Below are 13625 nucleotides of genomic sequence, written 5' to 3'. Positions count from 1 at the left end.
AATCTCCATTCTAATTTAAAGACTAAATCAGTGGTCTAAAATGTATATGGTTTTCACAAAAAAAAATAATCTTTTTTTCTTGTTTAAAATGATATCTTTTGTATAATATATAGGGTATCACCACGGAACAGTACTCAAGTTGGTGAAGAGGGCACCCTGCTAAGGTGTTAGGTCGGGTAACCGGCGCGAGAGTTCGAGTCTCTCCTGTTCCGCCATTTAATTTACATTTAACGAAAAAAAGTAATAAAGAGTTATAAATAATTTTTATAACTCTTTTTAAATTATTGGTATAATAAAAGTAGTAATATTGTGCAATAAAGGGGAAGCATAATGAAAAATTGATTAAAAATTATTTTATCAATGATTTTTTTATTTGGTATGGCGATTATGGGGTTACTTGTTGTCGTTATTATTTTCAATGTTAAATTCTTATATATTTTTTTAGGAATTGTTATTATTGATTTAATTTTCTCATTTTTTTTCTTTTTTTCCAAACGACATTATGAAGTTAAATTTTCTTGAATTATTTTTATTAATTTTGTGCCATTTATTGGTCTATGTTCATATGTTTTTTTTGGTCGAAAATACCATTATTCAAATAAAAAATCATTATTGTACAATCATTTAAATAAATTAGAATATGATACTTATTGTAAAAAAAATAAGACATGTTTAATAAAATATACTGCTCCTAATCAAAAATTTGGGAATGTTGTTGAATTATTAATGCGGCATGTGAATAAGCCACTATACCAAAATAATAAAATTAAAATAATTACAAATGGGACCCGTGTTTTTAAATCATTATTAACAGATTTACAACAAGCACAACAATATATTTTATTAACTTATTTTATTGTTGCTGATGGTGAACTATTTGAATCTTTTTTAGTAGTTTTAAAAGAGCGAATTGCAGCTGGTGTTCGGGTTTATATGATTTATGACCATGTTGGTAGTTACTTTAAAATTAGTAAAAAAAGTATTAAAAAATTAATTAAAGCTGGTGTTCGAGTTCATAAATATTTACCAATTATTACACCTTTTATTAGTGGGAATGCCAATTATCGTAATCATCGTAAAGATGTTATTATTGATGGCTTAATTGGTTATACAGGTGGAATTAATTTAGCCGATTTATATGCTGATAAATCATGAAAGTTTGGAATTTTTCATGATATACAAGTACGAATTGAAGGTGAAGCGGTTCGAGGTTTGGAAGTAATTTTTGCTGATGACTGATTTTTTGCAACTAAACGTCATGAAATAATCACAGATTTAGAACATGCCATTTTAACACCAAAACAATACAATATGAAGGGTAAATCACATTTACAAATTGTTAATCATAGTCCTAGCATTGATCATTCCATTACCAAAGACCTATATATTTCATTAATTAACAAAGCTCGTAAACGAGTTTGATTATCAACTCCTTATTTTATTCCACCAGATGATCTTATTCAAGCTTTAATTCTTGCAGCACGTGCTGGAGTTGATGTTCGTTTAACAATTCCAGGTTTGACTGATAAAATTTTTGTTTTAGATATAACAAAAAGTTACTGTAAACCTTTATTTGCTAGTGGTGTTAAAATTTATGAAATGAATAATACTTTTAGTCATAATAAAATTGCTATTTTTGATGATGATATTGCTCTGATTGGGACTTGTAATTTAGATTACCGTAGTTTCTTTTCTGACCATCAAACAACAGCAGTTATTTATGATCCAGAGGTAGTCGCAAGCTTTATTCCTCGTTGAGAATGAGATTATGAACATTCAATTTTATGACAGGAATGACCAATTAAATATAAACCCTTGAGTTATCGACTATTGTTAACATGTTTAAAATTAGTCGCACCAATTTTATAAGTTAATGCTAATATCAAGAATAATTTTTTGTATAATTAATATGTGAAGGAGGGGGTATAATGCTATTTAATAAATTAAAAAATAAAGAGGACAAAGAAAAGGAACATCAAACAGAAAAAAAGCATAACTTATTACAAGAAAAATCATTGTCATCATCAGATAATTTAGAAAGTAGTTTGTTTGAAGATGAAGATGATAATAGTAAAATTAAAACTGGTTTTAGTTTTAAACGGCGTAAAACGCACAAAATTATTAAAGAATTAAATCGCCAGCGAATTAAGTCATTATTATTTTATACTGATATTAGTAATGTTTTACGGCAATTGGAATTTGGGCTACAGCCAGTTAAGAATATTCATTTGGCAAAAGAAAGTGAATATATTGTTTGAACATATTTAGAAAAACCTGATCATTTAGAGTTTGAATTAGATAATTCAACGCGACATTATTTTTGAAGTTGAATTGCAGAGCAAAAAGTTGATCCAAGTCAAATTACTGTGATTGCAATTGATATTCAAAATTTATTTCATTTAACAAAAAAAGATTGAGAATATGATGATGTAACCCGCCGTGTAAAAGTTTTTGAAGATGTGAAACCAACAGCAATTCGCTGAATATTAATGAAAAATAATCAGTATTTAAATCGAATTCAAATGTATGTTAAAAGTAATAATTTAAAACTTAAAATTTTTCAAGGTGAAAAAGGAAATGTTTCTAATGTGTTAACAGAAGGTAGAAAGAAGTAAAGAATGAAGAGAAAGTTAGAGAAAATTACTCTGCGTGAAGTTGATTTTGCGCAATGATATACTGATATTGTTTTAAATGCTGATTTAATTGCCTATGGGCCAGTCAAGGGAACAACTATTTTTAAACCTTATGGATATGCAATTTGAGAAAATATTCAAAAAATTTTAGATGCTGAATTTAAAAAAAATGGTGTAAAAAATGTTTATTTTCCTTTACTAATTCCAAAAACTCTTTTTAATAAAGAAAAAGAACATATTGAAGGGTTTTCACCAGAAATTGCAACAGTAACAAAAGTTGGAGATAAAGTCTTAGATGAAGAATTATACATTCGACCAACATCAGAAATTCTTTTTGGAACCTTTTTTAGTAAAGAAATCCAAGGTTATCATGATTTACCACTGTTATATAATCAATGAGTTAATGTTTTACGTTGAGAAAAAACGACCCGTCCGTTTTTACGTACAAGTGAATTTTTATGACAAGAGGGGCATACAATTCATAGTTCAAAACAAGAAGCACAGCAATTTACTTTAAAAATTTTAGATATTTATGCTACTTTTGCAGAAAAAACTTTATTATTACCTGTGATTAAAGGGCAAAAAACAGAACGTGAAAAATTTGCTGGAGCAGAAGAAACTTATACGATCGAATCATTAATGTATGATGGTCAAGCTTTACAATGTGGGACTAGTCATTATTTTGGTCAAAATTTTTCTAAAGCATTTGATATTAAATTTTCAAATCAAAAAAATACTTTAGAATATGCTTACTCAACATCGTGAGGGGTTTCAACGCGTTTGATAGGAGGGATTATTATGACACATAGTGATGATAATGGACTAGTATTACCACCGCAAATTGCGCCAATTCAAATTATGATTTTACCAATTAATAATGATAATGATGAGCAATTATTTGCAGTTGAGCAACTACAAAAAAAATTACACAAATATCGTTGTGAAATTGATCAATCAGACAAAGGTTTTGGGTTTCGTGCAGCTAATGCGGAAATTAAGGGAATTCCATTGTGAATTGAAATTGGAGCTCGTGATTTAGCACATCAACAAGTTACAATTGCTCGGCGTGATACTTTTGAAAAAATTACTGTTTCCTGAACAGAAGTTGAAAAAGTAGTTTCTGATTTATTAGATCAAATTGCAACAAATTTATACCAAAGAGCTTTGGATAATCGTCATCAACGGACAAAAAAAATCGATAATTATTCAGAGTATAAAAAAACTTTAGCAAAAATGAATGGTTTATTTTTAGTGCCGTTTTGTGGTCGCATTGAGTGCGAATATACAATTAAAGCTGAAACACAAACAACATCACGTTGTATTCCATTTGATGTTCCAACAAAAAAAACAACTTGTTTTCATTGCGGACAACCAGCAACTAATTTAGTTTATTTTGCGCGAGCTTATTAATAACAAGGAAATCTCTTTTATTTTTGATAAATTTCAATTGTAAAGGAGGTTTTTATTTGTTTAATCAAAATTTTATTGAAGAGCCATTAGCAGTTTATAATTCTTTTCAGTTTGCTTCTAATAATAAAATTAATTTAGCATTAGATTTAACAATTCCTTTATTTGCTTTTGATAATGGTGATAATAGTAAAGCCTATGCTTTTTATATTCGTCCTAATATTGGCAATTTAAAATCATGGTTTACTTTAACTGGTGAATTAACAACAGCATATAAAACTGACCACGAACCAAACACCAAATTGCTTGATGTTTTAAAAAAACGTTTTTTTCAATTTAATTTTAATTTTTCAATGTTAAAAGTATATTGAAATATTAATAATAAAAAACAATGTCAAATCACAACGGAATTATAAGCAACCGCTAGTTCAACAATTTTAAAAATATCACAAACACAAGTGGAATACTCAAAATGAGGAAAAGTTATTATTCCAGCCCAGTGTTTTGATATGAATAAAACAAATAAAATTAGTTTAGTTATTAATGCACCTAATCTTCGGGACAATGATTTAGTAACAAAAAATTCTTATCAAGAATTTTATTTAAATTTTAATTATAAGAAAGACTTTCTTAAACAAACAAAAAAATTATTCGGAATCTTTCAATATAAAAATTACGATGAAAAACAAAAAAAATTTAAAACTTTTTATGATATTTTTGCTAATTATTTTTAATTAATTCCACCAAAAATAAATGGAGTAAAAATAACTAGTTTATTTGCATTACGTGGTTTAAGTGTTTTCAATTCTTTAGATATGATTGATTTTCCAATTGATTTTCATACTAAAATAGCAAAATTATGAACATTTTTTAATAATCAGCATCTTTTAATTCCAACAACAACGATGATAATTAGTAAACAAACAAAATACAATTTTAAGATTTTACAAGGTTATTTAAAATATAATTCAGCGCAGAAGGTTTATGAACATTTTTTTGTTGAAAATACAGTTTATAATCAAAACAAAAACCAAATTGAAATTGAAGCAAATAATAATTTAACCTTAAATAATTTTCTTGTTAATCCCTTTCTTGCACAAAGCGAAATAAATTTTATTACAACAATAGAACGATTTAATTTTAATCTTGTTCAAAATTTTATTTTTAAACCAATTATTCCTAAAATAAATGTTAATAATACTTTTTTTGTTAATTAAAATTGGTTTAAATGCTTAACAATGACTTATCGCATCGTTACTCAACAATTACCTAATTATTATAATAAAGAATTTAACCAAGATTTATTAACACAATTTGAATTTGATTTTTTTGTGGAGCAAAAATTAGTTACAGATGAAAAAATTTTTAATAAAAGATTAGTTATTATTCTTGGTTTTTTGTTCTCAATGTTAGTTTTTTTAAGTGCTATTTTTATTTATGTTTATAAAAATATTTTAATTAGTAATAATAAACCTAAAGTTAATTTACGTGTTTTTAATAAAGACAATGAGAATGTTGAGTTGCAACCAGAACAAAAATTTGTTTTAGATCCTAGAAAATTACGAACAAAAATTAATTATGTATATAGTGAATATTATTTTGATAATATTCGTTTTCATTATTATTTTTTAAAATGTTGAATTTCGCAAATGATGTTTTTTTATCATCCAACAAGTTATCTTAGTTTCTATTATAGTAATGAAAAAATTAGTTATTCAAAAACAATAACTGTCTATCATTATCATAATGAACAACAATTATATCAAGCTTGGAAGCTTACATTAGAAAGCTTACACTAGTGAATGCTATTATTTTATTGCTAAACTTGTTATAATTATATTAATTATTAAGAGAATGTGAGGGATTTTAAATGAATGTTCTAGATGAAATTAAAAAAGTTTTAAAAGAACGTGGAATTTCTAAACCAATTGATTTAAATACGGAGTTTAAAACATTAGAATTAGATTCATTAGATTTGATGGATTTAGTTATTGAGGCTGAGAAAAAATGTGGAATTCAAATACCAGATGATAAATTAATGGATATTAAAACAGTTGCAAATTTAGTTGAAGTTATTAAAGAAATTAAAAAATAAAGGAGCTGGTGGCAATGGCATTATCATATGACGGGATTGTACAGTTATTAAAAAGTAAAAGTTACCGAATTACTGAAATTAGGTTAGCAATTATTAAAATTTTATCAGAAAAGCAACATTTAACTTTAACTGAAATTGTAACATTATTAGAACAAGAATTTAAAAATGTTAATTTAATGTCAGTTTACAACACAATTGATTTATTAATTAGTGAGCATATTGTTTTTACAAATTCTTTTGATGGTAAACAAATTTGATATGATTTAGCAGAAAACCCATCCCTTCATATGGTTTGTGATATTTGTAAAAATGTTGTTCATATTAAAGATACGAATATTTTACATGAAATTAAGTTAGATAATTTAAAAGATGTAATGACAAATATTAATTGAGAACCAGTCCATTTTAAAATTGAAGGGCATGGAATCTGTGATCAGTGCCATAATAAAAAATATGAACCACTTCAATTTGAATAGTACTTCAATGAAGAAAATAAGTAAAATTATTTGCTATTTGCTATTTGCTATTTTCTATTATTTTGTTAAAATGGTTAAGTGCCAATTTAGGCGCTTAATTTATCTTGTTAGGGGTATAGTTCAATCGGTAGAACACCGGACTTCAAATCCGGGTGTTGTGGGTTCAAGTCCTGCTACCCCTGCCATAACATAAAAAGATGAAAGTATGGAAATACTTTTTTATTTTGCCATATTTATCTTATTATGTTATGATTTAAAAAGGATTTAGGGGTGTAGTTTAATGGTAGAACAGCGGTCTCCAACACCGTACGTTGTGGGTTCAAGTCCTGTCACCCCTGCCAGTTTAAACAGTGGAAGTATACCCAAGTCTGGTTGAAGGGGGCGGTCTCGAAAACCGTTAGATGGAGTGATCCATGCAAGAGTTCGAATCTCTTTACTTCCGCCATTTAATGAAGAAAAAATGAAAAATCATTTCTAATATTAGAAATGATTTTTCATTTTTATTTAATTTGTGGAACAGCAACAAAAGCAACTGTGTTTAACCCTGCATGTGCAACAAAGATATTAGCTAAATTTTCGGTGTGGTAATTAACTTTTAATTCATTTAATTTTTGTGTAACATTATCTCAAACTTTGCTAGCACATTCACTTGTTTTTAAAACAAATAATTGAAAGTTTATTTTAACTGTTTTTTTAAATTTTTCTCATGTTTCAACTAAAGTTTCAATTAAATTATTTAAAGTTCGTGATAAGGCAATTTTTTTAGGATGTTCTCCTCATTGAATTAAAATTTTAATTTTAAATAAGTTAGTTAATGATAATAAAACTTTTCCAACACGTCCACCTTTTGATAAACGATCTAAGCTACCAGGAATCATTGCCATATATGTTTTTTGCTCAAGTTCATTTGTTTTTGCAATAATTTCTTCGACACTAAGATTTTGTTTTGTTAATTCATTAGCATAAATTATTAATGTTTTTAAAGCAAAAGCTGCTGTATGATTACGAACAACATGAACTTTTCCACGATATTTTTCATCTTGACTTAAAAGATAAGCAGTTGCATATTGGCTTGAAAGTTTCTCAGCAATTGGATAATGAATAATTTCATCATATGTTTTTAAAATTTCGTCATATTTAACCATTAATTCACCAGTTGATGCTTGACTTGTTTTTGTTGTTCCTGTTTGAACAACTTCATAAAAATTATGTTTTGTTGTTTCTTCTTCCGTATCTAAGATATCAACTTCATTATTTAAAATAATGTGTAAGGGAATAACATGAATACCTAATTGTTTAATTTCTGCTGTTGTGAAACCTGCTGATGAATCAGTTAAGATTGCAATTTTTTTACTCATTGGTTGTACCTCCTTTTATTCATCTCAACATACTAGCACAACCGTATTTGCTCCTGTATGAGCTGCTATAACATTTGGCAAAATGTATGTTGAAGTAATTTTAGCACCCGCGTCTTCAATAATATTGTAAACTTCTTTTAATGTTTCATCGTCTGTTTTTGAATGCAATAAAATAATGTTTTTTCAATTTTGCCGTTCTTTTTTTATTTGTCCTAAAGCTGTTTCAACAGCTTTTTTAAATGTTCTAGTTTTATCAAATTTATCAATGCGACCATCATATCTCAAAATAGGGGTTATCTTCAAAAGCGATGCTAAAGCTGCCGCTGCCGCTGTAATTCGACCCCCGCGTTTTAAAGTTTCCAAACTTTTTGGGATAATAAAGGAGCTAACTTTTGTTTTAATTAAATCAAGTTTTGATTGAATTTTTGTTAATTCAATTCCTTCTCCAATTCATTGATATACTAGATCAATCATATATACTAGCAGTTGACTTACCCCTTCAGTATCAATAACAAAGACTTTGTTTTTATATTCATCGCCTTGAGCTAACATTGAAATATTTTCATGTTGACCAGATAGCCCCTTTGATAATCCCATAAAAACAATGCCATCATATTTTTTTAACAATTCGTTTCAAGTACTTAACATTTTTCCCATTGGAATTTGACTAGTTTTGATAACTTGATGTTCTAAAATATCATAAAATTCATTAAATGAAATAACATCTTCGTCATCTTCCACTTCACTTCCATCTGGAAAATTTAGTAATAATGGTAATAAATAAGTATCTTCATATTTTTTTAAATCGTCTTTCTTAATTCCAGACGATGAGTCGATTATTAATGCAACTTTGCACATATTTTTCCTCCATTTATTTCTATCTCTTAAGTATCATTGAATCTAAGTTAAGGTATTGTTAACGTCTTAACAATATATTAATTATAAACTTTGATATAATAATTTCAAGGATGAAAGGAAGATAACAATGAAAATTACTACTGAACAGAAAAAAATGTATGAGACTATTTTACAAGCATTTGGACCATCTGGATGTTAGCAAGAAGTTGTTAAACTATTAAAACAATATTATCAAAAATATACTTCAGAAATAATTCAAGATAATTTAGGGAGTTGCTTTGCTGTAATTCGAAATCAAAAAGGAATTATAAATCCAAAAAAAGTAATGTTAATGGCACATGGTGATGAAGTTGGTTTTATGGTTAGCCAAATTAATAGTAAAGGTTTAGTTCGTATTAATCCATTAGGAAGTATTTGAGAACAAACATTATTAGCTAAACGAGTAAAGTTATTAAAAGATGATGGAACGTTTTTGATTGGTGCGATTTCAGCAATTGCACCGCATTTGTTATCACCATAAGCTCGATTAAAACCAACGCCAATTGCTAATATGTTAGTTGATTTTGGTTTTTCTTCACAAGCAGAAGCCTATAAAGTTGGAATTCGAAAAGGAAATTTTGTAATTTGTGAAGGTTCAACAGTTTTCTTAAATGATAAACGATTATTATCAAAAGCGATTGATAACCGAATGGGTGTTATTTTAGGATTAGAAGTTTTAGAACAAGTTAAAAATAAACAATTAGACTATGATTTATATGTTGGTTTTAGTGTGCAAGAAGAAGTTGGAACTCGCGGTGCTAAAACAGCGACAGCATTAATTAATCCTGATTTTGCAATTGTAACTGATGTTTCACCAGGACAAGATTATGAATCAACAACAACTTTTGGTCAATTAGGGCAAGGTGTAATGTTACGTGGAATGGATAATGGCTATATTACGCGTTATGATTTAATTCAATATCAACTTAAATTGATGAAAGAACATGCAATAAAATATCAATTTTATATTTCGCCAGGAGGAACTGATGCTGGAGCTGTTCATTTAACAACAGCTGGTATTCCAACTATTTAAGCGTGTTTAATTGCCCTTAATTTGCATACAATTAGTGGTATTATTGATTTAGATGACTTTAATGAAACAATTAAGTTAGTAACAACAATTATTGAAGATTTAGATGAAACAAAAATTAAAGAATTTAATTGAAGTAATAAGGAGTAAAAATGGGAACAAAAACAATTGGTTTATTTTATAATCAAGGCTTTGATGTTTTAATGGGATATGAATCAACACCTGATGCAGTTAATTATGTTATTAATAATGATTATGTTTTATTTTATAATAAAAGCCACCAATGTTGTGGTTTTAATTTGTTAAATGCTAGTAAACATTTAACAACATCTTTGAAGTTAGGAATTAATAGTGATAATTCTGATTTATTAGCAGAGTTAGGATGTATTTTTAAACAAAAAGATTATTCTTTTAATATTAATCAACAACCACAATTTATTGTTGGTAAAATTCTTGAGCGTAAAAAACATCCTAATTCAGATAAATTAAATATTTGTCAAGTAGACATTGGTTTATCAACTGAACAAATTATTTGTGGAGCTGATAATTGTGATATTGGCAAATTGGTTGTTGTTGCGCGTGTTGGGGCAATTATGCCTTCAGGTTTAAAAATTGTTCCTAGTGAATTACGAGGAATTATTTCAAATGGAATGCTTTGTTCTGAACGCGAATTGGGATTACCAATTACTATTATTGGTAAAAAAATTATGTTATTATCAAAGCAACAATATCATCTGGGAAATAGTTTTTGAAAGGAATATTATAATGGGCAAAATTAAGGCAGGGTATTATAGTGCAATTTATTTTTTAAAAACAGCAAATATTTTAAAAAATGAAAAACCAAATGATTTAATAACAATGCAGTTTTTTCAACGTGAAGAAAATGTTATTCTAGCAGGCGTTAATGAATGTGTTGAATTATTAAAAACAGAAGTTTTTAATGCGGAAAGTTTAGAAATCACTGCCTTAACGGATGGCGATTTAATTCAAGCTAATGAACCAGTTTTAAAAGTAACTGGGCACTATTATCAGTTTGGCCATTTAGAAGGTATTATTGATGGTATTTTAGCACGACAAACAAGTATTGCAACAAATTGTTATCGTGTATTACAAGCAACTAATAATAAGCCAGTGATATATATGAATGATCGTAGTGATTATTATTATAATCAAGAAAATGATGGTTATGCTGCAAAAATTGGTGGAATAACTAATTTTGTTACAACAGCACAAGTAACAAAATTAGTTGGTAATTATGAGCCTATGGGCACTGTTCCGCATGCTTTAATCCAAGCTTTTAATGGTGATTTAATTGCAGCTTTGAAAGCTTATCAAAAGTTTTATTCAACTGATAAATTAGTGGCTTTAGTTGATTATAATAATGATGTTATTACTGATACTTTGCAAGTAGCACGTGCATTTTCAAATTTATATGCAGTTCGTGTTGATACTTCTCAATCATTAATCGATAAATATTTTCTTGGAAAAGAAGATAAGTATCCAAGTAGTGAAATTAATGGTGTTAATAAACACTTAATTCGTGCTTTACGTCAAACTCTAGATAAGGCAGGATATCAACATATTAAAATTATTGTTTCATCAGGATTTAATGTTCAAAAAATCCAGGATTTTGAAAAAGAAGGTGTTCCTGTTGATATTTATGGTGTTGGTGAATCGTTGGCAAAAATTAATATTGGCTTTACTGGTGATGCTGTTCAATTAAATGGTGTTGATCAAGCAAAGGTTGGGCGGAGTAATATTGCTTCGAATCGACTAGTTAAAAAATAAGAAATGTTTTAAATATATGTAAATAAAGGGGGTTTTCATGATGAGTGAAAATAAAAACCATAAAATAGAGTCTTATTATAATCATGATGATGCTTATCCTCATTTAAAACAGGAACGAAAACAATATCAAAATGAAAACGAAAAAATTACAATTGAAAATAATAAGAATAAATCTCCTTTAACATCGTTATGTGAAGTTATTTCACCTTTATATGGAAAAAAATTAGATGGTGCTGATGAATTTAAAGTTAATATGTCGCATTCATATAAACAACAAAAAGAAATTAATCCCATAACTTCGATTGAGGATGTTATTGCTCAGCGGGTGAGTGAGAAGAAGGCGGAGTTAGCGAAAATTCATATTACTGAAGAAAAAATTTCGTCTTTTGATAAAACTAACATTGAACCATATTTTCGAAAATATGATCCAGTTACAAATAAAGAAATTATTCCATCAACTTTAAAAACTAAAAATAAATTATCTGAACCAACAGCACAAACGGTATCATTTTTATTAAAGCCACGAAAAAGTGGAACAAATATTTTTGGCGATAGAACAGCTGAGTTAAAAGTAGAATTAGAACAAATTAAAGAAAAAATTCGTAATCCAATGCCACAACATAATGTTGATGATTATGAGCAAACAGCAATGTTTGAAGGAATTGAAGAGCAAAGAGAAATTAATGAACAGATTCGCAATGCAGTTGCTGAAGTTTATCATATTGATGATAATTTTTCTGAATATATGCCATTAGAGCAACGCCGTCGATTAATCCAACATAATTCAACAAAAGCGGGAGCAGTTAGATTTAAAACGCTACTTAATTTACAAGAAAATAATTTAAATAATCAGTTTCTTCGTCGCCCGAAACCATTATCACAAAATGCATCAGGATATCATAAGAAATTGCATGATTTACTAAACAGTGATTCTGAACCAGATATGAACCACGTTAAAGAATATCATACTAATCGTAATCCTTATTTATCACGCATGTTAGAAATTGAAGAGCAAACAGCAAAGGAAGCAGAAGCAAAACGTCGTGAACGAATTAAAACACAAATTAATAATGTTCAAAGGGATAATGAAAATAATAATGAATAGGTAAGGAAAATTTTAAAAACTGATAGGGTGGTTAAAAGAATGAATAGGGGAATCAACCAATTTTACTGTTGCTAATTTTTTTGTTAAAACCTTTATTATAAAAAAATAATTTAAAAAATATTATAAAATATTAGTAGGAATGCAATTATGAAAACACATATATTTAAATAATTTAACAAAAATATAGGAATTAATTAAATGAATAGAAAAGTAAAAAAACAAACAATAATAATCGGAGGAACAACTTTTGGTGTCTTAGCAACAGCAGGAGCTATTGCAGGTATTGTTTTTGGTATTAGACATATAAATGGTGATTTTGAAACTGAAAAAAGCCAAATATGAGAAATGGTTAAAGAAACACCCAAGGATACTGCCCGTGTTGTTTTTATTAACGGATTTTTTGGTACATCTCTTGTTAAAAAGTATTTATTTGAAAGTGTTAAAGGTAAATTTTTGGTTGATATTATTCGTAGTTATATGGTTTCAGGTCGTGCAAAAAATGAGCAAGAACGTGTTGCTAAATATAATCAAGAGTTTTCACACAATAATTTAAATAACCAAGCTAATGTTATTGATAAGCCTAATAGGTTGTCGCATNNGNAATNNTANTTTTGGTTTANTAGACTTCTTGCATAANCTAGTTATTTTAAAATTCCTATAAAATATATTTAAAATAGAAATTATAGGAATCTAAAATTATGAAATTTGATAAATTTGATTTTATTAATGATAAAGAATTATTCTNATTAACAGGAATAAAACAAGCCACTTTTAATAAAATGTTAGATATTTTAAAGGTTGCTGAAATAGAAAAATTTAAAAAAGGTGGCAAAGCT

15 protein-coding genes, 4 tRNA genes and 1 pseudogene are annotated in these 13625 nt (G+C 27.6%); 18 read left to right on the top strand and 2 right to left on the bottom strand.

Annotated features, from left to right (window positions below; all coding sequences use genetic code 4):
- Positions 1–124: 124 nt before the first annotated feature.
- The 13 genes from BST80_RS01705 (at position 125) to BST80_RS01645 (ending at position 7056) form a co-directional block, all read left to right on the top strand.
- Positions 125–215: transfer RNA gene (locus BST80_RS01705), tRNA-Ser, on the top strand.
- 115 nt (positions 216–330) lie between these two features.
- Positions 331–1869 (top strand): cardiolipin synthase, encoded by a 1539-nt coding sequence (gene cls / locus BST80_RS01700; RefSeq protein ID WP_415745680.1) that lies wholly within the window; start codon positions 331–333, stop codon positions 1867–1869.
- A gap of 59 nt (positions 1870–1928) precedes the next feature.
- Complete coding sequence (locus BST80_RS01695) at positions 1929–2615, top strand: acetyltransferase (RefSeq protein ID WP_415745679.1); 687 nt, start codon at positions 1929–1931, stop codon at positions 2613–2615.
- Positions 2616–2618: 3 nt separating this feature from the next.
- Positions 2619–4043, top strand: coding sequence for a proline--tRNA ligase (gene proS / locus BST80_RS01690; RefSeq protein WP_415745678.1), 1425 nt, complete (start codon positions 2619–2621; stop codon positions 4041–4043).
- A 56-nt stretch (positions 4044–4099) separates the two neighbouring features.
- Positions 4100–4456: a hypothetical protein gene (locus BST80_RS01685; RefSeq protein ID WP_415745677.1), complete on the top strand. Its 357-nt coding sequence runs from the start codon at positions 4100–4102 to the stop codon at positions 4454–4456.
- A gap of 93 nt (positions 4457–4549) precedes the next feature.
- Entirely contained in the window at positions 4550–4774 is a 225-nt protein-coding gene (locus tag BST80_RS01680; protein WP_415745676.1) for a hypothetical protein, read from the top strand.
- 81 nt (positions 4775–4855) lie between these two features.
- Complete coding sequence (locus tag BST80_RS01675; RefSeq protein ID WP_415745675.1) at positions 4856–5257, top strand: hypothetical protein; 402 nt, start codon at positions 4856–4858, stop codon at positions 5255–5257.
- Between the two features lie 21 nt (positions 5258–5278).
- Positions 5279–5839 carry a hypothetical protein gene (locus BST80_RS01670; RefSeq protein ID WP_415745674.1) on the top strand — a complete coding sequence of 187 codons (561 nt, stop codon included), beginning with the start codon at positions 5279–5281 and terminating at the stop codon, positions 5837–5839.
- A 71-nt stretch (positions 5840–5910) separates the two neighbouring features.
- Positions 5911–6135 carry an acyl carrier protein gene (locus BST80_RS01665; RefSeq protein WP_415745673.1) on the top strand — a complete coding sequence of 75 codons (225 nt, stop codon included), beginning with the start codon at positions 5911–5913 and terminating at the stop codon, positions 6133–6135.
- A gap of 14 nt (positions 6136–6149) precedes the next feature.
- Positions 6150–6611, top strand: a complete 462-nt coding sequence (locus BST80_RS01660; protein WP_415745672.1) for a Fur family transcriptional regulator — start codon at positions 6150–6152, stop codon at positions 6609–6611.
- A 109-nt stretch (positions 6612–6720) separates the two neighbouring features.
- A tRNA-Trp gene (locus BST80_RS01655) sits at positions 6721–6796 on the top strand.
- Positions 6797–6877: 81 nt separating this feature from the next.
- A tRNA-Trp gene (locus BST80_RS01650) sits at positions 6878–6952 on the top strand.
- An 11-nt stretch (positions 6953–6963) separates the two neighbouring features.
- A tRNA-Ser gene (locus tag BST80_RS01645) sits at positions 6964–7056 on the top strand.
- 55 nt (positions 7057–7111) lie between these two features.
- Here the strand turns inward: BST80_RS01645 and BST80_RS01640 are convergent.
- Together BST80_RS01640 and BST80_RS01635 are read right to left on the bottom strand one after the other, a co-directional pair.
- Positions 7112–7969, bottom strand: coding sequence for a DegV family protein (locus BST80_RS01640; RefSeq protein WP_415745671.1), 858 nt, complete (start codon positions 7967–7969; stop codon positions 7112–7114).
- Between the two features lie 15 nt (positions 7970–7984).
- Entirely contained in the window at positions 7985–8827 is an 843-nt protein-coding gene (locus tag BST80_RS01635) for a DegV family protein (RefSeq protein ID WP_415745670.1), read from the bottom strand.
- Positions 8828–9044: 217 nt separating this feature from the next.
- Between BST80_RS01635 and BST80_RS01630 the strand changes: the two are divergent.
- The 5 genes and pseudogenes from BST80_RS01630 to BST80_RS01610 all read left to right on the top strand — a co-directional run bounded on the left by BST80_RS01630 (position 9045) and on the right by BST80_RS01610 (position 12789).
- A pseudogene (locus BST80_RS01630) lies at positions 9045–9899 on the top strand (M42 family peptidase).
- A gap of 21 nt (positions 9900–9920) precedes the next feature.
- Positions 9921–10046: a hypothetical protein gene (locus BST80_RS01625; RefSeq protein WP_415745669.1), complete on the top strand. Its 126-nt coding sequence runs from the start codon at positions 9921–9923 to the stop codon at positions 10044–10046.
- A 2-nt stretch (positions 10047–10048) separates the two neighbouring features.
- Entirely contained in the window at positions 10049–10675 is a 627-nt protein-coding gene (ytpR, locus tag BST80_RS01620) for a YtpR family tRNA-binding protein (RefSeq protein ID WP_415745668.1), read from the top strand.
- Positions 10662–11684: a nicotinate phosphoribosyltransferase gene (locus BST80_RS01615; protein ID WP_415745667.1), complete on the top strand. Its 1023-nt coding sequence runs from the start codon at positions 10662–10664 to the stop codon at positions 11682–11684. The genes ytpR and BST80_RS01615 overlap by 14 nt, the downstream gene beginning before the upstream one ends.
- 40 nt (positions 11685–11724) lie before the next feature.
- Positions 11725–12789 (top strand): hypothetical protein, encoded by a 1065-nt coding sequence (locus tag BST80_RS01610; RefSeq protein ID WP_415745666.1) that lies wholly within the window; start codon positions 11725–11727, stop codon positions 12787–12789.
- Positions 12790–13625 lie beyond the last annotated feature (836 nt).

This window comes from Spiroplasma sp. Moj (genome assembly GCF_016082285.1).
GTDB lineage: Bacteria > Bacillota_I > Bacilli_A > Mycoplasmatales > Mycoplasmataceae > Spiroplasma > Spiroplasma phoeniceum.
The sequence above is the reverse complement of the archived record's forward strand: the minus strand, read 5'-3'. Positions and strand labels throughout refer to the sequence as shown.